At 68.3% G+C, this 22,094-nt stretch carries 22 protein-coding genes; 6 read left to right on the forward strand and 16 right to left on the reverse strand.

All coding sequences use genetic code 11. The annotated features are described in order from the left end of the window. The first annotated feature begins 47 nt into the window (after positions 1–47). Together SBI80_RS22530 and SBI80_RS22535 are read left to right on the forward strand one after the other, a co-directional pair. Positions 48–1,424, forward strand: coding sequence for an aspartate aminotransferase family protein (locus SBI80_RS22530; RefSeq protein WP_318977064.1), 1,377 nt, complete (start codon positions 48–50; stop codon positions 1,422–1,424). Between the two features lie 22 nt (positions 1,425–1,446). Next, entirely contained in the window at positions 1,447–2,604 is a 1,158-nt protein-coding gene (locus SBI80_RS22535; RefSeq protein WP_413232788.1) for an ABC transporter ATP-binding protein, read from the forward strand. On the opposite strand, the gene SBI80_RS22540 is transcribed toward SBI80_RS22535, so the two are convergent. After that, complete coding sequence (locus tag SBI80_RS22540; protein WP_318977066.1) at positions 2,585–3,268, reverse strand: TetR/AcrR family transcriptional regulator; 684 nt, start codon at positions 3,266–3,268, stop codon at positions 2,585–2,587. The genes SBI80_RS22535 and SBI80_RS22540 overlap by 20 nt on opposite strands. A gap of 105 nt (positions 3,269–3,373) precedes the next feature. Between SBI80_RS22540 and SBI80_RS22545 the strand changes: the two genes are divergently transcribed. Both SBI80_RS22545 and SBI80_RS22550 read left to right on the forward strand, forming a co-directional pair. Further along, positions 3,374–5,017, forward strand: coding sequence for a phytoene desaturase family protein (locus SBI80_RS22545; protein ID WP_318977067.1), 1,644 nt, complete (start codon positions 3,374–3,376; stop codon positions 5,015–5,017). 125 nt (positions 5,018–5,142) lie between these two features. Beyond that, complete coding sequence (locus SBI80_RS22550) at positions 5,143–7,152, forward strand: acetate--CoA ligase family protein (protein WP_318977068.1); 2,010 nt, start codon at positions 5,143–5,145, stop codon at positions 7,150–7,152. Positions 7,153–7,160: 8 nt separating this feature from the next. Here SBI80_RS22550 and SBI80_RS22555 read toward each other — a convergent pair whose 3' ends face one another. Beyond that, positions 7,161–7,484 carry a cupin domain-containing protein gene (locus SBI80_RS22555; RefSeq protein ID WP_318977069.1) on the reverse strand — a complete coding sequence of 108 codons (324 nt, stop codon included), beginning with the start codon at positions 7,482–7,484 and terminating at the stop codon, positions 7,161–7,163. After that, positions 7,481–8,683 (reverse strand): NAD(P)/FAD-dependent oxidoreductase, encoded by a 1,203-nt coding sequence (locus SBI80_RS22560; protein ID WP_318977070.1) that lies wholly within the window; start codon positions 8,681–8,683, stop codon positions 7,481–7,483. Before SBI80_RS22560 ends, SBI80_RS22555 begins: the two co-directional genes overlap by 4 nt. A 63-nt stretch (positions 8,684–8,746) precedes the next feature. On the opposite strand from SBI80_RS22560, the gene SBI80_RS22565 reads away from it, so the two are divergent. Next, entirely contained in the window at positions 8,747–9,928 is a 1,182-nt protein-coding gene (locus tag SBI80_RS22565) for an acyl-CoA dehydrogenase family protein (RefSeq protein ID WP_318977071.1), read from the forward strand. Between the two features lie 4 nt (positions 9,929–9,932). On the opposite strand, the gene SBI80_RS22570 is transcribed toward SBI80_RS22565, so the two are convergent. From SBI80_RS22570 to thiC, 12 genes are all read right to left on the reverse strand, one after another. Further along, positions 9,933–10,193, reverse strand: coding sequence for a hypothetical protein (locus SBI80_RS22570; protein WP_318977072.1), 261 nt, complete (start codon positions 10,191–10,193; stop codon positions 9,933–9,935). A 15-nt stretch (positions 10,194–10,208) separates the two neighbouring features. Next, positions 10,209–11,537 (reverse strand): uracil-xanthine permease family protein, encoded by a 1,329-nt coding sequence (locus SBI80_RS22575; RefSeq protein WP_318977073.1) that lies wholly within the window; start codon positions 11,535–11,537, stop codon positions 10,209–10,211. Between the two features lie 85 nt (positions 11,538–11,622). Then, positions 11,623–12,483, reverse strand: a complete 861-nt coding sequence (locus tag SBI80_RS22580) for an LLM class F420-dependent oxidoreductase (RefSeq protein ID WP_318977074.1) — start codon at positions 12,481–12,483, stop codon at positions 11,623–11,625. A 20-nt stretch (positions 12,484–12,503) separates the two neighbouring features. Next, a complete protein-coding gene (locus SBI80_RS22585) occupies positions 12,504–12,938 on the reverse strand; it encodes a MarR family winged helix-turn-helix transcriptional regulator (protein WP_318977075.1) in 435 nt (144 codons plus the stop codon). 56 nt (positions 12,939–12,994) lie between these two features. After that, positions 12,995–13,147, reverse strand: coding sequence for a hypothetical protein (locus SBI80_RS22590; protein WP_318977076.1), 153 nt, complete (start codon positions 13,145–13,147; stop codon positions 12,995–12,997). Between the two features lie 168 nt (positions 13,148–13,315). Continuing rightward, on the reverse strand, positions 13,316–14,155 hold the full coding sequence (locus tag SBI80_RS22595) for a polysaccharide deacetylase family protein (RefSeq protein WP_413232789.1): 840 nt from the start codon (positions 14,153–14,155) through the stop codon (positions 13,316–13,318). A 133-nt stretch (positions 14,156–14,288) separates the two neighbouring features. Next, positions 14,289–14,558: a DoxX-related protein gene (locus SBI80_RS22600; RefSeq protein WP_318977078.1), complete on the reverse strand. Its 270-nt coding sequence runs from the start codon at positions 14,556–14,558 to the stop codon at positions 14,289–14,291. 17 nt (positions 14,559–14,575) lie between these two features. Beyond that, positions 14,576–16,063: a flavin-containing monooxygenase gene (locus SBI80_RS22605; protein ID WP_318977079.1), complete on the reverse strand. Its 1,488-nt coding sequence runs from the start codon at positions 16,061–16,063 to the stop codon at positions 14,576–14,578. 45 nt (positions 16,064–16,108) lie between these two features. After that, the gene (locus SBI80_RS22610) at positions 16,109–16,717 is read right to left on the reverse strand and encodes a septum formation family protein (RefSeq protein WP_318977080.1); all 609 of its coding nucleotides are present in this window, start codon (positions 16,715–16,717) and stop codon (positions 16,109–16,111) included. An 18-nt stretch (positions 16,718–16,735) separates the two neighbouring features. After that, on the reverse strand, positions 16,736–17,362 hold the full coding sequence (locus tag SBI80_RS22615; RefSeq protein WP_318977081.1) for an alpha/beta hydrolase family protein: 627 nt from the start codon (positions 17,360–17,362) through the stop codon (positions 16,736–16,738). Next, positions 17,359–18,195 carry a bifunctional hydroxymethylpyrimidine kinase/phosphomethylpyrimidine kinase gene (thiD, locus tag SBI80_RS22620; protein WP_318977082.1) on the reverse strand — a complete coding sequence of 279 codons (837 nt, stop codon included), beginning with the start codon at positions 18,193–18,195 and terminating at the stop codon, positions 17,359–17,361. The genes SBI80_RS22615 and thiD overlap by 4 nt, the downstream gene beginning before the upstream one ends. 7 nt (positions 18,196–18,202) lie before the next feature. Further along, the gene (thiC, locus tag SBI80_RS22625; RefSeq protein WP_318977083.1) at positions 18,203–19,759 is read right to left on the reverse strand and encodes a phosphomethylpyrimidine synthase ThiC; all 1,557 of its coding nucleotides are present in this window, start codon (positions 19,757–19,759) and stop codon (positions 18,203–18,205) included. A gap of 256 nt (positions 19,760–20,015) precedes the next feature. On the opposite strand from thiC, the gene SBI80_RS22630 reads away from it, so the two are divergent. After that, a complete protein-coding gene (locus SBI80_RS22630; protein ID WP_413232783.1) occupies positions 20,016–21,785 on the forward strand; it encodes an MFS transporter in 1,770 nt (589 codons plus the stop codon). On the opposite strand, the gene SBI80_RS22635 is transcribed toward SBI80_RS22630, so the two are convergent. Beyond that, the gene (locus SBI80_RS22635) at positions 21,749–22,027 is read right to left on the reverse strand and encodes a hypothetical protein (RefSeq protein WP_318977085.1); all 279 of its coding nucleotides are present in this window, start codon (positions 22,025–22,027) and stop codon (positions 21,749–21,751) included. The genes SBI80_RS22630 and SBI80_RS22635 overlap by 37 nt on opposite strands. Positions 22,028–22,094 lie beyond the last annotated feature (67 nt).

The following is a 22,094-nucleotide window of genomic DNA, read 5'->3' on the forward strand; positions in this document are numbered from 1 at the left end:
GCATAGACTGAATGCTCAGTCAACCGCAAGAGTGTGGAGGTTCGGCCGTGTCCTCGACGGTGATGCAGAGCCCGGTATCGGATGCGGTCGACGACCTCATCGCCGCCGAGGAGCGCAAGTTCCTGCGGCGGCAGCCGCGCAGCACCGAGCTGATCGGCCGGGCGCGCGAGCACCTCGCCGGCGGGGCGACGTCCAACTGGCAGATCGCTGAGCCGCAGGCCGTGTGGATGAGCCATGGCGCGGGTTCCAAGGTCTACGACGTCGATGGCAACGAGTACGTCGACATGCATGGTGGCTACGGCGCTTCCATTGCCGGACACGCACATCCGGCGATCGTGGCCGCGGTCGGGGACCGGGTGCGTCGCGGCACGCACTTCGCCCAGCCCACCGAGGACGCGATCTGGATCGCCGGGGAGCTGGCGCGCCGGTTCGACCTGCCGCTCTGGCGATTCGCCAACTCGGGCACCGAGGCGACCATGGATGCGGTCCATCTCGCGCGTGCGCTCACCGGGCGCGACCTCATCATCAAGGTGGAGGGCTGCTACCACGGGCACCACGACTCGGTTCAGGTCTCGGTGCTCCCGGAGGCCGACGAGATCGGGCCCCGCGACCATCCCAACGGCGTGCCCGGCAACTCCGGGATCCCGGCGGCCATTCGCGACCTGGTCATCGTCGTCCCGTTCAACGACCCCGAGGCGGTGGCACGGGCACTGTCCGAGCACCCGGGTCGGGTGGCAGCGATGATCCTCGAACCCATCATGATGAACGCCGGAATCATCACCCCCGACGGGGGTTACCTCGCGGCCATCCGCGAGCTCGTTCACCGCGCCGGCGCACTGCTGATCTTCGACGAGGTCAAGACGGGCTTCACCACGGGTCCCGGTGGCGTGACGGCAAGCTCTGGCGTGGTGCCCGACATGGTCTGCCTGGCAAAGGCATTGGGCGGAGGGATCGCGGTGGCGGCGATCGGTGGCACCACCGAGGTGATGTCGGCGATCGCCGACGGCCGTTACGAACAGGTGGGTACCTTCAACGGCAACCCGCTGGCGATGGCCGCCACCCGCGCGACGCTGACCGACGTGCTCACCGACGAGAACTACCGGCACCTCGAGCGACTCGGAACGCGGATGCGCAGCTCGCTGGGGGCCGCGATCGCGGCGAACGGCTTCGAGTGGCACGTCGTGTCGGTCGGGGCGAAGGGGTGCGTCACGTTCCGCCGCGACCGCGTGCGGGAGTTCCGCGACTTCCTGGGCGTCGACGCGCGACTTGGTCATCTGCATTGGCTCGTGCAGCACAATGGCGGCGTGTTCCTGCCGCCATGGGGGAAGGTGGAGCAATGGCTGCTGTCCGTTCAACACGACGAGTCCGATGTCGATCGGTTCACCGCGAACTTCGCCGGGCTGGCCGCAGCGGTGGCGCCCTGACCGGGTGTCCCCGATGACCGCCATGACGGGCGGACACATCGGGCTACACCAGTTGGCCAAGGCCTTCGACGGGGTACACGCCGTCACCGGAATCGACCTCGACATTCCCGCGGGGCAGTTCTACTCGCTGCTCGGGGCCTCCGGCTGCGGCAAGACCACCACTCTGCGGATGATCGCCGGCTTCGAGAAGCCCGACTCGGGCCGCATCGAACTCGACGGTCGCGACGTCGTCGACGACCCGCCGCACCGGCGTCCGGTGAACACCGTCTTCCAGACCTACGCCCTGTTCCCGTTCATGACGGTGGCCGAGAACGTGGCGTTCGGCCTGAAGTACCAGAAGGCCACCCGCGCGGAGGCGCGGCGTCGGGTCGACGAGGCGTTGGACCTCGTCCAGATGGGCCGGTTCGCCAAGCGCCGCCCAGCTCAGCTCTCGGGTGGTCAGCAGCAGCGGGTGGCCCTGGCCCGCGCCCTGGTGCTACGGCCCCGGGTGCTGCTGCTCGACGAGCCGCTCGGCGCGCTGGATGCCAAGCTGCGCAGGCAGTTACAGCTGGAGTTGCGATCGGTGCAGCGCGAGGTCGGCATCACCTTCGTCTACGTCACCCACGATCAGGAGGAAGCTCTGACGATGAGCGACCAGATCGCGGTACTCTCCGACGGCCGGGTGGAGCAGGTCGGGCCGCCGCAGGAGATCTACTCGTCGCCCGCGACCACCTTCGTCGCCGGCTTCCTGGGGGCGGCCAACATCTTCGATGCCGAGGTGCTGGAGACGTCGGAATCCTCGGCGTTGTGCTCGGCGGTCGCCACCCAGCTCCGCGCCGTCGCCGATCACGCCGTGCCGAAGGGACCTGCGGCCATCGTCATCCGCCCGGAGCGCATCACCCTGCAAGACCGCGAGGAACCGGTGCGGCAGGGCTGGAATGCCATCGGCGGCAACGTCGCTCAGGTCGTCTACCTGGGGGCCAGCACCCAGGTACACGTCGACGTGGGAGCGAGCACGGCGCTGGTCGTCGAGGTGCCCAACGCCTCGGGTCCGGCCTCGGTCGGGCATGCACCGGGGACGGCGGTCATGTGTGTGTGCGCCCCCGATGCCGTCCGGGTGCTGCACCGCAGCGGGGCGTCCGCGAGCACCAGCCCGGTCGCGATCGATGCGGGAGAGTCCCTCAGCCCTTCTTCGGCCTGAGCTTGGTGGGGGACTTGCGGACCGCCTTCTTGGGAGTGTCTTGCTGGGCGGGCAGGTTGAGCTCGCGCTCGCAGAACCGCATGGCGATGTCGTAGGCCACCGCAGAGTCCACCTCGGGATCCTCGAGGGCCACCTGGATCGCCAACCCGTCGAGCAGTGCGCCGAACTCGAGGGCGAACATCCTGGCGTCGATCTCGCCGACCAGTTCGTCGGAGGCCTCGCCGGACTTGATGGCGTCGACGATCATCCGACGCCAGCGGGCATCGAGTTCGACCCGGCCGGCCTTCACCTCGTCGTGCCGGAACGCTTGTGCCCACAGGTCGAACCACAACCCCCAGGCGCCCGGAATCTCGTTGTCCGCCTGAGGAATCACGGTCCACTTGATGAGCAACGACAAGCGCTCCCGCATCGAGGTGACCTCGGCGAGCATCTTCTCCGCGGCCTCGTAGAACGACTGCTCGGAATGCCGGAGCGCATCGACGAGCAACCTGTCGCGGGTGCCGAAGTAGTAGATGACCAGCGCGGAGCTCACGCCGGCCCGCTTGGCCACGTCGGCGATGCGGGTGTCACCGAATCCACGCTCGCAGATCAAGCTCGCTGCCGCATCGAGCATTTCGATGCGGCGGGCTTCGTTGTTCTCGGTAGCCGGTGCAGGTTCGGCCATGTCGCTCTCGTTCCCCTCAAGTGGCGGCTTTGCTACTTGTCTGCAAGCCTAACACTCGATTAGATTGAACAGTCAGTCAGGAACCCTCGCGGAAGAAGGTCTCTCATGGCCAACGACTACGACGCCATCATCGTTGGTGGCGGTCACAACGGCCTGGTCTCGGCCGCCTATCTGGCCCGCTCCGGCGCCAAGACGCTGGTACTGGAGTCGCGCAGCAGCCTCGGCGGCGCGGCCACGACGGAGTCGCCGTGGAAGGACGCTCCGCACCTCCGCGTGACGCGGTTGTCCTACGTCGTGAGCCTCATGCCACCGACGATCGTCCGCGACCTCGGCCTGGAACGCCACGGCTACAAGGTGCACCCGATGGGCCCGTACTACCAGGCCTTTCCCGAGGGTGGCTCGCTGACGATCTACGAGGACGACCCAGCCCGCACCCACGAACAGATCGCCAAGTTCTCCAAGAAGGACGCCGACGCCTGGCCCAAGTGGAATGAGTGGCTCGAGGGCATCGCCGAGGTAATGGGGCCGCTGCTCACCCAGGTGCCGCCCAACATCGGATCGCACAAGCCGTCCGATCTGTTCGACCTCGCGAAGCTGGCCTGGAGTCAGAAGGGCATCACCACCCGGATGACCGCCGACGTCACCCGGTTGCTGACCATGAGCATCGCCGATCTGCTCGACGACTGGTTCGAATCATCGCAAGTCAAAGGCGCGCTGGCGGTCAACGGCGTGATCGGCACCTGGGCGGGGCCGTATGAGCCCGGCACCGCCTACGTGATGGCGCACCATTCGATCGGTGACGTCGGCGACGGGCAGCTCGGCAGCTGGGGCTACCCGGAGGGCGGCATGGGTGGGGTCTCGGAGGCCATCGCCCGCAGTGCCCGCGCGTTCGGCGCCGAAATCCGCACCAATGCCCGGGTTTCGAGCCTCGAGGTGCGAGGCGGTCGAGTGCACGGGGTGGTGCTGGCCAACGGTGACGAGCTCACCGCGCCGCTGGTCGTCACCACCTTGCACCCGCGAACCGCCTTCCTCGACCAGATTCCGCGCCATGAACTGCCCGACGACTTCGTCCGCGACATCGAGCACTGGAAGACCCGCAGCGGCGTCGTGAAGATCAACCTCGCGCTCGGCGAATTGCCCCACTTCACTGCCGACCCCAGTTCGGGGTTGGCCGAACACCACACCGGTTCGGTCGAGATGGCGCCAACGATGGAGTACATCGAGGCGGCGTTCCAGGACGCCCGCGTCGGCAAACCTGCGCTGATGCCGTTCAGCGACGGTGTCATCCCCACTACGCTGGACAAGACGCTCAATCCCGATGGCACGCACATCATGTCGCTGTTCACGCAGTGGGTTCCCGCGGAGTGGGCCGATGCGCCGCACACGGAGGAACTCGATGCGTACGCCGACCGGTTGATCGATCTGTACGACGAGGTGGCACCGGGTTTCAAGTCCTCGATCCTTCATCGCGACATCGTCGGACCCCACGAGATGGAGCAGGAGTACGGTCTGATCGGCGGCAACATCTTCCACGGTGAGCTGTCTCTCGAGCAGCTGTTCCACATGCGGCCCGCACCCGGCTTCGCCGACTACCGCACGCCGATCGCCGGGCTGTACAACGGCAGCTCTGCGACGCACGCCGGCGGCGGGGTCTGCGGAATTCCGGGCTGGCAGGCCGCCAGGGCTGCGCTGGCCGATCAGAAGCGGGCCGGCGGTCGACTCCGCGCCGCGCTGAGCCGTCGGTCCTAGGGCCGCTCGTGGGGGAGCGCGCTCGAAACAACGCGGTTTCTGCGGACGCGAGGAGCAAGGCGGTTTCTGCGGACGCGAGGAGCAAGGCAGTCTCTGCGGACGCGAGGAGCAAGGCAGTCTCCGCGATGCTCGGGGCGAAGTCGGTGGCGATCGTGGGGGCCAGTGCCCGTCCGGACAGCTTCGGTGCCAGGATGATCGCCGAGGCGCGACGCGGTTCGGCCAGGATGCACCTGGTCAACCCCCGCTACCCAGCGATCGGCGACCTGCCGTGTGCGCCGTCCATCGCCGACCTCGACGAGCCGGTCGACCTGGTGCTGCTGGGGGTGCCGGACGGCGTTCTCGTCGAACAGGTTTCGATGGCTGCCGACGCGGGTGCGCGGTCGGCGGTGGTGTTCGGCGCCGCCAACGGCGTGCGGGACGAGGTGGCAGCCGTCGCCGGCGCGGCGGGCATGGCACTGTGCGGCGCGGGGTGCATGGGCTTCGTCAACATTGCGACCGGAGTGCGTGCGCTCGGGTATCTGGAGCCGGAGGTCCTGCCGTCGGGCGGTGTCAGCCTGCTCTCGCACTCGGGTTCGGCGTTCTCGACTCTTCTGCGTTCCCGGCGCGGTTTCGGATTCCGGCTCGCGGTGTCCTCAGGGCAGGAACTCGTCACCGACACCGCGGACTACGTCGAATATGCGCTCGCCGATCCGGGCACCGAGGTGCTCGCGCTGGTGCTGGAGACCCCGCGCAGGGCGCCGCGATTGCGAGGGGCGCTGCGTCGCGCGTACGACGCTGGCATTCCGGCGGTGGTGTTGCCGATCGGTGGCTCGCCGGCGGGACAGGCGATGGTCGCCGCTCACTCCGGGGCACTGGCCGGGGGTGACGCCGCCTGGCAGGCGTTCTGCGACGCCGTGGGCGCCCTGCGGGTCCGCGACCTCGCGGAGCTGGCCGACACCGTGGAGGTCTTCAGCACCGGGCGGAGATCGCACTCGAGAGCCAGTGGCATTGCGACGGTGCATGATTCGGGCGCCGAACGTGCGCTTGCGGTCGACCTGGCGCACGATCTCGGCGTGGAGTTCGCTTCACTGTCCGCAACGTCGCTGGCGGCCATCGACGAACTGATCGACGACGGCCTGATGGCCACCAATCCGCTGGACGTGTGGGGCACCGGGGCGGATACCAGGGCTCTGTTTCGGGCCTGTCTGCGCGTCATGACGGAGGATCCTGCGGTCGCCGTCACCGCGTTGGCCATCGACCTGGTCCCCGAATTCGACGGTGACACCGCTTATCCGGATGCCATCCTCGACGTCGCTGCGGAGTCCCCTGCGGCACTCGCGGTGCTGACCTCGCTGCCGTCGGCGGTCGACGACGACACTGCACGGCGCCTCCGTGCCGGCGGTGTCGCTGTCCTCGAGGGGTTCCGCAGCGGGCTGGTGGCGCTGGGACACCTCGCGAGCTGGCCGAAGGACGTCGATCGCGACCATCCACCCGTCGACCCGCAGCGCCGCGCCCGGTGGCTGAGCCGGTTGGCGAATTGGAGCCCGGGGTGGGGTTTCGCCCTTCTCGCCGACTACGGCATCGCGGTGGCGGGCACCGTCACGGTGCACGACCTCGACGATGCGGTAGGTGCCGCCGACGTCGCCGGCTATCCGGTGGTGCTGAAGACCGTTGCGGCCGAGCACAAGAGTGACGTCGGCGGGGTCGCTCTCGATCTCGGTGACGCGGCCGCGGTTCGCGCGGCGTACGCGGACCTCGCGGCACGGTTGGGACCGGCCGTCACGGTGCAACCGATGGTGCCCGGCGGCGTCGAGGTCTCGGTGGGCGTGGTGTGCGACGCCACCTTCGGCCCGCTCGTCGTGGTCGCGGCGGGCGGCACGCTGGTGGAACTGCTGGCCGATCGAACGCTGGCCTGTCCACCGGTGTCCCCGGTGGGCGCGATGCGCCTGCTCGACGGGCTGCGCTTGCGGCCGCTGCTCGACGGGTGGCGAGGATCGGCTGCTGTCGACGTCCCCGCGCTCGCCGACGTCATCGTCGGATTCGCCACGCTGGCAACCGAACTCGGTGACGCGATCGAGGCCGTCGAGGCCAATCCCGTGATCGCCTCCCCGAAGGGGGCGGTCGCCGTCGACGTCCTCGTCATCCCGAGGGCCTAGAAGATCGACTAGACCTTGCGGACGGTCTCGTGGATGTCCCAGGTACCGGTCCAACCCCTCGGGAACACCGCGACGTCGCCGACGCCGATCTCGGCGGGCGCACCGCCGTCGGGCGTCACCGTCATGCGGCCCGCGACGAGGTAGATCACCTCGTTGGTCTCCAGCGTCCACCGCGACGGGCCTGGCGCGCACTGCCAGATGCCCGCCGATGACTCCCCATCGACCCACACCTCGAGCCCGTGGGTGGCCATCGGTTCGCCGGTGGCCTCCGCGAGCGGGCCCCAGTCCTCCAGTTCGGCGTCGACGGCGTCGGGAAGCAGGCTGGCGATCACGGTGCGGCCCTTTCGGGGAATGGGAGGGAGATGGGTTCGGGGGCAACGCGACTGTTGCCCTCGGCGTCGAAGCGATCGAGTCCGAGGTCGGTGAGGTCCAGCCAGTCGCAGCTGCCCGTCGTGGTGAGGTCGGCGGCCACCTGCGAGACCGCGGGGCCCCACATCATGCCGTGCCCAGCCGCGCTGGCGACCACGGTGCCCTCGATCGGACCGTCCTCGGCGAGCAGGGGACCGAGGATCGGCAGGTGGTCGGGCGTGTAGTCGATGGTCGCGGTCCACGACCGCCGCAGGCCGAGTCCCCTGACGGCGGGGAACAGCGCCTCCACCCGGTCGCGCGCCTTGCGGTAGTACAGCGTGTCGAACTCGACGGCCACCCCCGGCGGCTCCTCGGGATTGCTCATCCCCCACAGCACCCCACCGGCTTCGCCTGGACGCCAGTAGATTCCGGACGTCACGTCGAAGACCATCGGAAGTTCGTGAATGTCGATGTCCGGAGGAGCCGCGGTGACGACCACCTGGTGCCTGGCGCCACCGGCGTGAATGGCACCGCCCGCCGCAGCGCCGACGGCGGCCAGCCCGGGCCCGCCGGTGAGCACCACGTGTTCGGTGTCGATGGGTCCGGCCAACGTCTCGACGCCGACGACTCGGCCACCACGGGTGCGGAGCCCGGTGAACGCGCACCGCTCCCGGACGTCGACACCGTTGGCGATCAGGGCGGCGGTGTAGGCGAGCACGTTGCGCGGGGCGTCGAGGTAGCCGTCGCCTGGGGCGTACGAGGCGCCCATCGTGACCCCGGGGGCCAGGCCGGTCCGGCGGGCGTCGAGGTCGTCGCTGCTGAGCCACTCGACGTCCAGGCCAAGACTGCGCTGCAGCGCGATGCGGTCGTGGGCTTGGCGCACTTCGGCTTCCGTGAAGCATGGCATCAGATAGCCCTGCGCCACGAACCCGCAGTCGAGGGGGAAGCGCTCGCCGCTGGAGCGATAGAACTCCTGGGCGCGCAGGCCCAGTTTGATGGCGGGCTCGGTGCCTCCCTGCGCGCGCACCATGCCTGCGGCACGGCTGCTGGCGCCGTCGCCGAGAGTCGCGGCCTCGAGCAGGACCACGTCGGAAACCCCGGATTCGGCGAGCAGAACGGCGGTCCATGCGCCCACCGTTCCTCCGCCGACCACCACCACGTCGGCATGGGTGGAACTAGTCATAGCTCCAAACGCTGGCATAGACTGAACGCTCAGTCAAGAGGACGGTCGAGGATCGGGGCACGCATGTACGGACTGTCGGAAGCTGATCGGCGCATTCGGGACACGGCGCGTGACTTCGTCGATTCGCTGATTCCGCTTGAGGTCTCCGCGGAACTGGCCGGCGGCCTGCTGCCCAAGGAGGTAACCGCCGAACATCGTTCTCGGGCAATCGAATTGGGACTGCACGGGACGAACATGCCGACGTCGGTGGGTGGTCCGGGGTACACGGCGCTGCAGCAGGTGCTGGTGCAGGAGCAGTGCGGCCGGGCGACCAATGGGCTGGCCTGGGTGATGGCCACGCCGCCACAGTGGTGGGCGGACGTGGCGACCGACTACCAGCGGGAGCGGTGGCTGCTGCCGTCGGTGCGGGGTGAGAAGCACGAGGCCTACGCCATCACCGAGGAGTTCGCCGGTTCCGACGTCTCGGCCCTGGCGACCACGGCGCGTCGCGAGGGTGACGAGTACGTCGTCAATGGCGTCAAGTGGCACGTCACGTCCTACAACCTGGCCCACTACTGCTTCGTGCAAGCGGTGCTGGTCGGCGGGGAGTTCGCGGGGCAGCACGTGCTTCTGGTCGTCGACCTGCCGTGGCCGGGCGTAGAAGTGGTTCGCACACCGCAGTATTCGCATCACATCGCCGACGAGCATCCGATCGTGGCGTTCACCGACGTGCGGGTCCCGGTGGCCAACCTGGTCGGCGCCGAGGGCGAGGGCATGACCTTCACCCAGGACTGGTTCCGCTTCGAGCGCCTGATGGTGGCGGCGCGGTGCGTCGGCGCTGCCCAACGGCTACTCGACGAGGTGGCCGCGTTCGCCAATGAACGCGTGGTCGACGGCAAGCCGCTGGGGCAGCACCAGCTGGTGGCGGGGATGCTCGCCGATAGTGCAACGGAACTCTTCGCCGCCCGGACCCTGCTGTACGAGGTGGCCCGCTCCATCGACGGCGGCGCCGATCGCAAGACGTTGCACGCGCAGGCCTCGATGGCCAAGCTGTACTGCTCGGAGATGGCGGGCCGGGCCGCCGACCGCAGCGTGCAGATCTTCGGTGGTCGCGGTTACATGCGCGAGAACGTCGCCGAGCGGATGTACCGCGAGCTCCGCGTCGAGCGGATCTGGGAGGGCGCCAGCGAGATTCAGCGCCTCATCGTGGCCCGCCAGCTGCTGAACCGAGGTCCAGCAGCCGTGTTGGAGGGTGCGCGGGCCTAGACGGTCAGCAGGGATCACCCGGGGGCGTGTAGTACGGCACGCCCTCGACGGTGTAACACGGCACCTCACCCCACACGTACGGGGTATCCGACGAGGCGATTGCCGCACCCCGGGCCACGTCCCCGGCGATGTTCGTGCACCCGCCGACCGAGACGTGCCGTCCGCCGGCGCCCGCACAGACGTCGGCCTGTGCCGCGGGTGCCAGCGCGAACGGTACGGCCGCCATCGCCGCACCCGTCAACAGTGCTGCTGCAAGCTTCTTCATCGCATACATCCTTCGCTAGCCCGACTCGGCGTCATTATCGCCCCCGTCAGCCTCGGCGCGGGTGGAATGGGCAACTACGTGATCGTGTTCACCCGCGATGCGCGCCGTCCGCAAGCCCAGCAGGCGCATGCCGTGGTAGATGACCAGCGCGGCGATCGATCCGAGTGCGATGCCGGTGAAGATCAACGAGCCGGCGTGCCAGGTGAAGTCGGCGATGCCGATGATCAGCGGGATCGCGGCCGTCATCTGGTTGACGGGCAGGCTGAAGTCGACGTGGTTGGTCAGCCAGATGCGCACGCCCAGAATGCCGACGAGCCCGTACAGGACGATCGTCGCCCCGCCGAGCACGCCGGGCGGGATCGCGGAGATGGCGGCCCCTACCTTGGGGCACATGGCCAGCACGATCGCCACCGCCGCGGCGATCCAGTAAGCGGCAGTGGAGTACACGCGCGTCGCGGCCATCACCCCGATGTTCTCGGCGTAGGTCGTGGTGGCCGAGCCGCCGCCGAAGCCGGCCAGTGTGGTGGCGACGCCGTCGGCCGCGATCGCCCGGCCCATCAGCGGGTCGGTGTCGGTGCCGGTCATTTGGCCGACCGACTTCACGTGGCCGATGTTCTCGGCGACCAGGGCGATGACCGCAGGCAGGAACAGCGGCAGCACCGAGAGACTGAACGATGGCGCCTGGAAGTGGGGGAGCCCGATCCAGGGCGCGGCGGCGATCGCGGAGGTGTCGACGTCACCGAGTGCTAGCGCCAGCAGGTAGCCGATGACGACTGCCAGGAAGATGGCCAGCCGGCCGATGATGCCGCGGAAGAACGCCAGGATCGCGACGAGTAGGACGAGGGTGACGAGGCCGACCACCGGACCCTTCTCGAAGTTCGCCTTGGCCGCGGGGGCGAGGTTGAAGCCGATCAACGCCACGATGGCACCCGTGACGACCGGCGGCAGCGTCGCGTCCAGCCATCCGGTCCCGACGACGTGCACGATCGCCCCGATGACGATGAGCAGCAGGCCGACCGCGACTAGGCCGCCCAGCGCACTGCCTGCGCCGTTGGACGCCACCGCCGCGGTGACGGGGGCGATCACCGAGAAGCTCGACCCGAGATAGCTGGGCAGGCGGTTGCCGGTGATGATCAGGAAGAGCACGGTGCCGATACCGGAGAACAGCAGCGTGGTGGCGGGCGGGAAGCCGGTCAGCACGGGCACCAGGAAGGTGGCGCCGAACATCGCCACGACGTGCTGAGCGCCGATGCCGATCGTGCGCGGCCAGCTCAGCCGCTCATCGGGCGCGACGACGCTGGCGTCGGACGGTACGGGCTTCCAGGTCAGTCTGGCGGGTGTCACGGTTGTCGACTACACACCATGGCCGCCCATCGCGCGACTCTTCCGCAGAGCCCGTCGGTGGACGGGACCGCCCGCACCGGATCCGCTAGTCCGGCAGCCGCGGGATGATCTCGTCGCCGAGCCGTTTCACCCAGCCCGCCGGATCGGGGTTGCCGGGGATGGGTCCGGTGCCCACCGTGTCAACGCCAAGGGCCGCGTACTGGTCGAGCGTGCGCAGGTAGCCGTCGACGTCGGTGAACGGATCGCCGAAGAACCCCACGGTCACCCGGATCTCGGAGAAGTCTCGTCCGAGGGCGTCGCAGTGCCTGCGCAGCACGTCGATCTTGTGCGGCAAGTCATCGAGGGGCGAGGTGGCATTCCAGACGTCGGCGTACTGCGCGACCATGCGCAGTGTCTTCTTCTCCCCGGAGCCTCCGATGAGGATCGGGGGGCGCCGGATCGGCTGCGGTGAGCAGATGGTCTCGGCGAGCCGATAGTGCTTGCCCTCATAGGGCCCGTCGTCCTCACTCCACATCTGCCGGCAGATCTGCAGTGTCTCCTCGAGCATCTCGAACCTGTCCTTCAGCGGCGGGTAGGGGATGCCGAGGGCGTGGTGCTCGCGCTCGTACCACGCCGCGCCGATGCCGAACATCGAACGGCCGCCGCTCAATACGTCCAGGGTCGTCATCGTCTTGGCCAGGACACCCGGATGGCGGTAGGTGACGCCGGTGACCATCATCGAAAGCGTGATGCGCTCGGTCAGCGCGGCGAGGTAGCCCATGGTCGTGTAGCCCTCGAGGAAGGGGTCCTCGGCGCGACCGACGTTCTCCATCTGGAAGAAGTGGTCGGCCAGGGTGAACATGTCGACGCCGCCCTGCTCGGCTGCGGTGACGGTGGCGGCGAGGGTCGGGGCGAGCCGCTCGGGAGCGCCGGGCAGGAAGTCGATGTAGTGGACGCCCAATTTCATGGCGGTTCAGCACCTTTCGCTTAGTCGTTGAGCCGGTCCAGTAGCGCCAGCGCCTCGTTGATGACGCGGCGCTCCGGTTCGGTGTAGCGGTCCTGCAGGGCGCGCACCAGCCACTCCTCGCGCACCTTGCGATCGTTCTCTCCGTGGCTGCGGCCGAGTGGGGTCAGATCGATGAGTTGCCGGCGCCCGTCGGCGGGGTCCGGTGTCCGCACGATCATCCCGTGGCGTTCCAGGCCGGCGATCGTGGTGGCCATCGATTGGGGGCGCACGCGTTCCGCGCCGGCGAGCTGACTGGTCGACGCGGGACCGCCCTTGACCAGACGGATCAGGACCGCGGTCTGGGACGGGGTCAGGTCGTCGGCGGTCGCGACCTCCAGCAGTCGCCTGCGCAACCTGCTGAACATGACGCGCAGCTCGCGCGCTGCCGCCACCGCCGACTCACTGACCTGGGCCATATCGACAGGTTAGACTGAACAGTTGAAACTGTCCATATCGGGATCGTCTGAGCAGTTCAGTCGACCCGGATGACGATCGTGCCGACATGGCGCCCTTGCACGAGGCTCGCGAATACCGCTGCCGCTGCCGCTTCGTCGAAGTCGTAGTCGTAGTCGTAGTCGTAGTCGTAGACCTTGTCGATCATCGGCGCGATCCGCGCCGTCGTCACGGCGCGCACGGTGTCGTCCAGATTGCCGCGACCACCACCCCGACCGCCAGCACTGCGTCGGCCAGCGGAGCGGTCGCCGAACCCATTGCAGGAGAGCGCAATTGGACCAAAACCGCGAGGGCGACCGCGGCCAGCCCCCAGTATCGATCAGAGGCCCCGCGCCACAGGCTAGCCCGGGTAGGCAGACGTGAGGCGCGTCGCCTCCGGTTTGAAGAACACGTCGTCGAGCGTGACTGTGCGGAGTTGCCGTTCGGCGATGATGTCGAGCAGCTGATGATAGGTCGCGGTGACCGGGGGATGGTTGAGGTGGCTGATCACGACCTTCTGCGGCGTGTAGTACTTGTTGGCGTTCGCGACGATGTCCACGGGCCGCAGGATCTGGTCGTCCCCCAGGTTGCCGTCCCAAAGCACGGTCTCGGTGTACCCGAGGTCGGCGGCTACGGACTGGACGACATCGTTGTAGGCCCCGTACGGCGGCCGGTAGTACGGCGTGGCGTCGACGCCGAACGTGTCGCTGATGAACTGGTGGGTGTGCCGGATCTCGTCGGCGACCTTCAGGGGCGTCAGCTTGGTCAGGTCCGGATGGATCCAGGTGTGGTTGCCCAGCTGAATCTGGCGCGATTCCACCAGCGGCGCCAAGAGGTCGCGGTTGTCCGTCCACGAGGAATACACCCCGGTGACGAACATCGTCAGACGGATCCCGGTGTCCTTGGCAAGCTGGCAGTACGCCCGGACCACCCCGGTGTCGACCCCGTCGTCGAGGGTCAGTGACAGCAGGTCACCGGGACCGGGCAGGGCGCTGAGGACGCCGCCGCCGGGCAGCAGCATTCGTGCCTCGACGGGCGGGGGCGGCAGCAGCGGCGGCCAGGTGGGCGGCGGGGGTGGCCCTACGGGCGCCGGCAGGGGAACCACCTGGGCGGCCTGGCTCGAGGCGTCAGCACCGCAGCGGACCAGGGCGATCCCGGCGACCGAGGCGATGGCACCCATCAGGACGTTGCGACGGGACAGCAGCTTCGTCACATCCGTCACTTTGGTCACATCAGGCACGTTCAGCAGGGTAGCCGCCCGGCAACCGATAACGCGGGAAGCTGGCCTGGCCGTTTGCTGAGCGCCGGCGGGCTGCCGCGGCGAGGAGGCGGACCTAGCGGTTGCGGATGACGTTGGCGGCCAGGTAGCCGCCGTAGCCGAGCAGGCCCACCAGCGCCAGCTTGCGGGTCTTCGGTACTGCGAGGGCGACGCCGAGCGCCGTCTCGAAGCCACCGTTGATCTGGAGGTGGCGCGCGGTGTCCTTCGGGAACGCCGACGTGGTGATGCCCTCGAACAACTCCGGGCGGACGAAGTGCGCGACGCCCGCTCCGGCCAGCGCCAGTCCGGCGAGGGTGGGCAACTTCGAACTACTCTCCTGGGCCACGTACCGATCCTTTCCGATCATTCGATCCGATAGTCACTCAACGGGAACTGCGATGCTTCTTCGATGGCCGTCTCGGTCGACGACGGCCGCAGCAGCGTCGGCTCCCCGGCCGGGTTGAAGTAGTACGAGTGGGCGCTGGCGCAGTTGCCCTGGGTGAACAGCGAGTCGCCGAGCAGTTCGGTCATGCGGTCCAAGAAGGCGGTGTTGGCCTCCTCGGTCACCTCGAACGTGGTCGCACCGCGGCGCTTGACCTCGCTGAACAGCCGGTCCATCAGCCGCATCTGATACTCCATCGTGTTGAAGAAGTTCAACCCGAGGAACGCATATGGACTGGCGAGGCTGAGGTAGTTCGGGAAGTACGGCATCGAGACACCCTGGTAGGCCTGGAACCTGGTCTCGCGCCACCACTTTCCGAGATCGCGCCCCTCGCGGCCGATGACCTCGATGGCGGGGAAGTTGGCCTCCCACAGGTCGAATCCGGTCGCGAGCACCAGGGTGTCGATGACCGTCTTGGTGCCGTCCGTGCCGACGATGCCGTCGGCGTCGATGTGGTCGATGCCCGAATCATGCAGGTGCACATTGGGTTTGGTGAACGCCCGGTAGTAACCGTTGGAGAACGTTGGGCGCTTGCAGCCGAAGTCGTAGTCGGGTGTCAGTCGGCGCCGCAGGTCGGCGTCCCGTATCACCGCGAACCGGTGCAGCTTGGCCAGGTCGGCCGCCGAGATGTTGAACCGTCCGCGGAAGGTGCGGTAGTGCCGCACGCCGACCGACACCATCACCTCGTAGATCGAATCCGTCAACCAGCGAAGGACTCGCTGGGTCAACGGTATTCGGGCGAACAGCCGCTTGGCGCGCTCCCCGAACCGGACGTCGATCTTCGGCACCACCCAAATGGGGGTGCGCTGGTACACGGTCAGATCGGCAGCATCCTTGGCCAGCTCGGGAATCAGCTGCACGGCGGTGGCACCGGTGCCGATGACCGCGATGCGTCGACCGGTGGCGTCGAAGTCGTCCTCCCACTCGGTGGTGTGGACGATCTTGCCGGTGAAGTCGGTGATGCCGGCGATCTCGGGCACCTTGGGCTGGGACAGGAACCCGGTCGCGGTGATCAGGTACCGCGTCGCCAGGGTCTCACCCCCGGCCAGATTGACCCGCCAGAGGTCCGCCTCACCGTCCCAGCGGGCACCCTCGACGGTGGTGTTGAAGCGCATGTGCCGGCGGACGCCGTACTTGTCGGCGACGTCGTCGGCGTACTGCTTGATCTCCGGGCCCGGCGTGAACAGGCGCGACCAGTTCGGGTTGGGCTCGAAGAAGTAGGAGTAGGTGGTGGTGGGCACGTCGACGGCGAGGCCGGGGTAGTGGTTGACGTACCACGTGCCCCCGAGGTCGTCTTCGCGGTCCAGGATGACGAAGTCGTGGATGCCGAGCCGCTTGAGCTGGATGGCTGCGCCGATTCCGGCGAACCCGGCTCCGACGATGACCGCGTCGTAGTGCTCCGTAGTCATGGCCAAGACGGTACCTCAGGTACCGGTAGGCCTCGGTAGAGGCCGTTAGCCCTTGATGGAACCGGTCCGCTTGTCCTCGGTGGTCGCCATGCAGACGATCTGACGATCACCCTGAGCCCACGTCTCGGAGGTGGGGTAGAGGACGAAGACGCCGATCGAGTCGTCGGCCATGGCGTCCGCGGAGTACGCCTCCAGTTCGCCGGGGCACCGGTTCTGCCACTCGTCGATCGTCGACTGACCGGGGTATTCACCGTCCGGCATCGTCAGCACCGCGTACACCTCGCCCGCGTGCGGTTTGCCGCAGTCCACCTTCGGCACCATCTGCACCAGCGACCCGCTCGGGATGTCGGTGATGCAGTCGCCCACCGCCAGATTCGTGGCGATCACCTTGTCCTTGGTGGCGAAGAGCACGAATGCGACGACGGCCGCCAGGCCGCCGAGCAGAACGACGGCGAGGACGGCCAGGCCGATGAAGAGGCCCTTGTGCGACTTCTTCTGCGGCGGCTGAGGTGGACCGAACGATGGCTGACCGTACTGCCCGGGTTGGCCGTAGGGGCCCTGCTGATAGGGCATCGGGGGAGGTGGCGGCGGGTACTGCGGCCCGGGGTACTGGTATGCGGGCGGCTGATTCGGATCTCCCGACGGCCAGGTCATCACCGGAAGATAGCAGGATCAGGGCTGCCGTGACCGGAGTGCGGCATCGACGGCTCGCGCCGGTACGTCGAGTGTCTTGGAACCCAGGTCGTGACGGGCGCCGGTGACTTCGACGACCTCGGTCGGAGCGGGGATCAGCGCGGCGGCCGCGCGGACTTCGTCGATGGTGCCGAACGGGTCGGCGGTGCCGTGGGTGAAGACCGTCGGCACCGCGATGCGGGGCAGGTGCTCGACGCGTGCGCGGTCCGGTTTGCCCGGCGGATGCAGCGGATAGGAGAACAGGGTCAGCACGTCGACCTCGAGGCCGTCCGCCACGACCATCGACGTCATCCGGCCACCGTAGGAATGGCCGCCGGCGAGCACCGGGCCCGCCGTGGCGGCCCGCGCCATCGCGACGACCTCTGCGATGCCGGCCTGGTCGGCGGCGGCCGATCCCGACGGTGGGCCCTTTGGGCGGCGCCGCCGGTACGGCAGGTCGTACCGCACGGCCAGCCAGCCCCGTGCCGCCCACTCGTCGCACAGCCTGACCAGCATCGGCGATTCCCGGTTGCCGCCCGCGCCGTGGGTAAGGACGACGATGCCGGCGGGCGGCCCCGCCGGAGCGTGCGCGACGCCGGCGATGGCGTCGACGTCAAGCGGCCTCAAGGCTGCTCGGCCAGGCGGAAGAGTGCCGACACGGGCCCGTGTCCGTGGCCCAAAGGGTATGCGGCGCGCAGACACTCGGTGATCCAGCGCTTGGCGAAGGCCACCGCCTCAGGGACGGGATGGCCGTGCGCCAGCGCGCATGCGGTGGCTGCGGCGAGGGTGTCACCGGCACCGTGGTCGTGACTGGTGTCGATACGCTCGGCATCGAATTCGTGGAAGTCGGTGCCGTCGAACAAGAGGTCGGGGCTGTGCGACGACGTCCGCAGATGGCCCCCCTTGACCAGGGCCCACGCCGGGCCCAGCGCGTGCAGTGCCCGCGCCGCATCGCGCTGCGTCGCGGCGTCGACGACGTCGATCCCGGTGATCAGGCGCACCTCGTCCAGGTTGGGCGTGACGAGCGTTGCCAGCGGGAAGAGTTCGGTCCGCAGCGCGTCGAGTGCGGACGGATGCAGCAGCGGGTCGCCGTGCATCGACGCGCACACCGGATCGACCACCAGCGGCACCGCGACCTCGAGGCAGCGCCAGGTCTCGGCGACCGCCCCGATGATGGCCGACGACGCCAACATGCCCGTCTTGGCAGCCTGGATGCCGATGTCCTCGGCGACCGCCTGGATCTGCCCGGCGACGACGTCCACGGGGATCTCGTGAAAACCCCTGACGCCCAGCGAGTTCTGCACGGTGACCGCGGCCACCGACACGCATCCGTGCACGCCGAGCAGCGCGAAGGTTCGCAGATCCGCCTGGATGCCCGCACCGCCCCCGGAATCGGAACCGGCGATCGTCATCACCCGCGGCGGGGTCTGGCGGGGCGGGGTCAGCGGTAGGTAGCTCATGGTGCCTTCACGTGGTCAAGGGTAGAAAGATGCGGGCATCCAGGGCGTCTCGGACATCGTGGCTGATGCGCATCGAGCAGAACTTCGGCCCGCACATGGAGCAGAAGTGGGCGGTCTTGGAGGGGGCGGCGGGCAGGGTCTGGTCGTGGTAGTCGCGGGCGGTGTCGGGGTCCAGGGAGAGGTTGAACTGGTCCTGCCAGCGGAATTCGAAGCGGGCCTTGGACAGGGCGTCGTCGCGGCGTTGAGCGTGGGGGTGTCCCTTGGCCAGGTCGGCGGCGTGGGCGGCGATCTTGTAGGCGATGACGCCGACCTTGACGTCGTCGCGGTCGGGCAGGCCGAGGTGTTCCTTGGGGGTGACGTAGCACAGCATCGCGGTCCCGGCCGCCGCGATGATGGCCGCACCGATCGCCGAGGTGATGTGGTCGTAGGCCGGGGCGATGTCGGTGGTCAGCGGGCCGAGCGTGTAGAACGGCGCCCCTTGACAGAGTTCTTCCTCGAGGCGGACGTTCTCGACGATCTTCTGCATGGGCACGTGGCCGGGGCCTTCGATCATCACCTGCACGCCATGGGATTTGGCGATCGCGGTGAGCTCACCAAGGGTGCGCAACTCGGCGAACTGGGCGGCGTCGTTCGCGTCGGCGATCGATCCGGGGCGCAGGCCGTCGCCGAGGGAGAAGGTGACGTCGTAGCGGGCCAGGATCTCGCAGAGGTCGACGAAGTGGGTGTAGAGGAAGGACTCCCGGTGATGGGCCAGGCACCAGGCCGCCATGATCGACCCGCCGCGGGAGACGATGCCGGTGACCCGATCGACGGTGAGCGGGACGTGGGCCAGCCGCACACCGGCATGCACGGTCATGTAGTCCACGCCCTGCTCGCACTGCTCGATGATGGTGTCGCGGTACACCTCCCACGTCAGAGCAGTCGGCTCGCCGTTGACCTTCTCCAACGCCTGGTAGAGAGGGACTGTGCCCACGGGCACGGGGGAGTTGCGCAGGATCCATTCGCGGGTGGCGTGGATGTCGGCGCCGGTGGACAGATCCATGATGGTGTCGGCACCCCAGCGGGTGGCCCAGACCATCTTCTCGACTTCCTCGGCGATCGACGAGGTGACCGCGGAGTTGCCGATGTTGGCGTTGACCTTCACCGCGAAGGCCTTGCCGATGATCATCGGTTCGCTCTCCGGGTGGCGGTGATTGGCCGGGATGACGGCCCGCCCGCGTGCGACCTCGTCGCGGATCAGCTCGGCGGGGAGGCCTTCGCGCACGGCGATGAAGGCCATCTCGGAGGTGATCTCCCCGCGGCGGGCGCGCTGCAGCTGAGTGCCGCGGTCGGTGACGACCCCGGGACGGGCGGGCAGCCCCGCGGTCAGGTCGATGACGCCGGCGGGGTCGGTGTAGGGCCCGGAGGTGTCGTACAGGTCCAGATGGTCGCCGTCGGTCAGCTCGACCCGGCGAAACGGCACCCGCTGGCCGTCGGCGAGCTCGCGGTGCACTTTGCGGCTTCCACTGATGGCACCGGTAGTCACCGAAACGGGGTGGGAAGAGGGGTTGGGAACAGCAGTCATCTCAGTACTCCCTACGCCGGCATTACCCGGTCAGGTTCATACGGTCGACGGCGCTCGCCCCGGTTCGGGGAACTGCTCTAGCCGTCCTCTCAGCGCACTTGGCGTGCGCTCCCGCGCGGACGCCGATCACGGTACCGCAGGAACTCGCGGCGCGGCCGAAGGAATGGGAATTGCCTCGCGATGTTTTGTATAGCTAACATATGTTTTTTGGGCAGCGTGGCCCGTCGAGTGCCGAACGATACGTAGAGCGAAGCCGATGACGACTGAGACTGAGATGACGAAACCACCCCTGGTGCAAGACCCCGACGCAGACCTGGCCGAGACCGCTCGACGCCGTAGCCGGATGGACCACGATCATCCGCACTACAAGTGGGTGGTCCTGTCGAACACGACGCTCGGCACCCTGCTGGCCACCATCAACGCCTCGATCGTGCTGATCTCGTTGCCCGCGATATTCCGCGGGATAGGGCTCAACCCGCTGGCCTCCGGCAACGTCAGCTATCTGCTGTGGATGCTGATGGGTTACCTGGTGGTGACCGCGGTTCTGGTGGTCCCCTTCGGCCGACTTGGCGACATGCTGGGCCGGGTCCGCATCTACAACTGGGGTTTCGTCGTCTTCACCGTCGCGGCGGTGGCGCTGTCGTTCGATCCATTCCACCTCGGCGGCGGAGCCCTGTGGCTGATCGGCTGGCGCGTGGTCCAGGGCATAGGCGGGGCGATGCTGATGGCGTCGTCATCGGCGATCCTCACCGATGCGTTCCCCGCGAACCAGCGCGGTATGGCGCTGGGCGTCAACATGGTCTCGGCCGTCGCCGGGTCGTTCCTCGGCCTGCTGATCGGCGGCTTCCTGTCGGAATGGCACTGGAAGGCCATCTTCTGGGTCGGCGTCCCGATCGGCATCGTCGGCACCATCTGGAGCGTGCGCTCGCTGCGTGAGCTCGGCACCAAGACCGCGGGCAAGCTCGACTGGCCCGGCACGCTGACCTTCGGGCTCGGCCTGACGGTGCTGCTGGCGGGCATCACCTACGGCATCCAGCCCTACGGTGACTCCACCACTGGGTGGACCAACCCGCTGGTGCTCGGCGCGATCGGCGTGGGGCTGTTGCTACTGGTGGTCTTCTGCTTCGTCGAACTGCACGTCGAGTCCCCGATGGTCGACGTCCGACTGTTCAAGTCGGCGTCGTTCGGCATGGGCAACCTCGCCGGGCTGATGTCGTCGATGGGCCGCGGTGGACTGCAGTTCATGCTCATCATCTGGCTGCAGGGCATCTGGCTTCCACTGCACGGCTACAGCTTCGAATCCACTCCGCTGTGGGCCGGCATCTACCTGCTGCCCATCACCGTCGGCTTCCTAGTCGCCGGGCCGATCGCCGGCTCGCTGTCGGACCGCTTCGGAGCGCGGCCGTTCACCGTCGGCGGCATGTTGCTGATGGCCGCGACATTCATTGCGCTGGTGCTGATTCCGGTGAACTTCGACTACTGGGTCTTCGCGCTGCTGGTGTTCCTCAACGGCCTCGGCGGCGGCATCTTCACCGCGCCGAACACCGCGGCCATCATGTCGAGCGTGCCGGCCGCCCAGCGCGGCGCCGCATCCGGTGTGCGTGCGACGTTCTTCAACGCGGGGTCCTCGTTGTCGATCGGGGTCTTCTTCTCCCTGATGATCGTGGGCCTGGCCAACTCCCTGCCGACGGCGATGAGCAGTGGCCTTCAGGCCCAAGGTGTCTCGGCATCGGTTGCGCATGACGTGGCGAACCTGCCGCCAGTGGGCAGTCTGTTCGCCGCGTTCCTCGGGTACAACCCGATGGCCGAGCTGCTGGGGCCGTCCGGTGCGTTGCAGGCGCCGGGGGTGAATGCCGACGTGCTGACGGGCAAGACGTTCTTCCCCCAGCTGATCACCGAACCGTTCCACTCGGGATTGACGGTGGTGTTCATCGCCGCCGCGGTGATGATGCTGCTGGGTGCGATGGCGTCGCTGTTCAATGCCGGCCGCTACGGCACCGAGGCCGGCGCCGACAACGCCGCCTGACCCCGGGCCGCCGTACCGCCGACCGTCATCCGAGCGGCGGCACGTTGCCCCACGGCGACGTCGCATGGGTCGTCGGCGAGAGCTGCGGGTGCGCCGGCCACGCCGAGGGCGATGCCGGCGGCGGCCAGCACGGGGGTGACGGTGGTGTTCTTGGTCTTCATCGAGAACACAAATGTCGCGCGTGACGCGGACGTCACGGTGCACTCGCTCGACGGCGCGGCGCCCACCTCGTCGACGCTCACCCGGTTGCCCTCGGCCTGCAGGCGTGCGACGGCCCGTCGACGACTTCACGTCCCACGGACGAGAAGC

This window comes from Mycolicibacterium sichuanense (assembly GCF_033741125.1).
Taxonomy (GTDB): Bacteria; Actinomycetota; Actinomycetes; order Mycobacteriales; family Mycobacteriaceae; genus Mycobacterium.

Coding starts and splice junctions, on each gene's coding strand:
- SBI80_RS22535 (WP_413232788.1), top strand. CDS start 1,447: ATGACGGGCGGACACATCGGGCTACACCAGTTGGCCAAGGCCTTCGAC.
- SBI80_RS22540 (WP_318977066.1), bottom strand. CDS start 3,268: ATGGCCGAACCTGCACCGGCTACCGAGAACAACGAAGCCCGCCGCATC.
- SBI80_RS22545 (WP_318977067.1), top strand. CDS start 3,374: ATGGCCAACGACTACGACGCCATCATCGTTGGTGGCGGTCACAACGGC.
- SBI80_RS22550 (WP_318977068.1), top strand. CDS start 5,143: ATGCTCGGGGCGAAGTCGGTGGCGATCGTGGGGGCCAGTGCCCGTCCG.
- SBI80_RS22560 (WP_318977070.1), bottom strand. CDS start 8,683: ATGACTAGTTCCACCCATGCCGACGTGGTGGTGGTCGGCGGAGGAACG.
- SBI80_RS22565 (WP_318977071.1), top strand. CDS start 8,747: ATGTACGGACTGTCGGAAGCTGATCGGCGCATTCGGGACACGGCGCGT.
- SBI80_RS22570 (WP_318977072.1), bottom strand. CDS start 10,193: ATGAAGAAGCTTGCAGCAGCACTGTTGACGGGTGCGGCGATGGCGGCC.
- SBI80_RS22580 (WP_318977074.1), bottom strand. CDS start 12,483: ATGAAATTGGGCGTCCACTACATCGACTTCCTGCCCGGCGCTCCCGAG.
- SBI80_RS22585 (WP_318977075.1), bottom strand. CDS start 12,938: ATGGCCCAGGTCAGTGAGTCGGCGGTGGCGGCAGCGCGCGAGCTGCGC.
- SBI80_RS22605 (WP_318977079.1), bottom strand. CDS start 16,063: ATGACTACGGAGCACTACGACGCGGTCATCGTCGGAGCCGGGTTCGCC.
- SBI80_RS22610 (WP_318977080.1), bottom strand. CDS start 16,717: ATGACCTGGCCGTCGGGAGATCCGAATCAGCCGCCCGCATACCAGTAC.
- thiD (WP_318977082.1), bottom strand. CDS start 18,195: ATGAGCTACCTACCGCTGACCCCGCCCCGCCAGACCCCGCCGCGGGTG.
- thiC (WP_318977083.1), bottom strand. CDS start 19,759: ATGACTGCTGTTCCCAACCCCTCTTCCCACCCCGTTTCGGTGACTACC.
- SBI80_RS22630 (WP_413232783.1), top strand. CDS start 20,016: ATGACGACTGAGACTGAGATGACGAAACCACCCCTGGTGCAAGACCCC.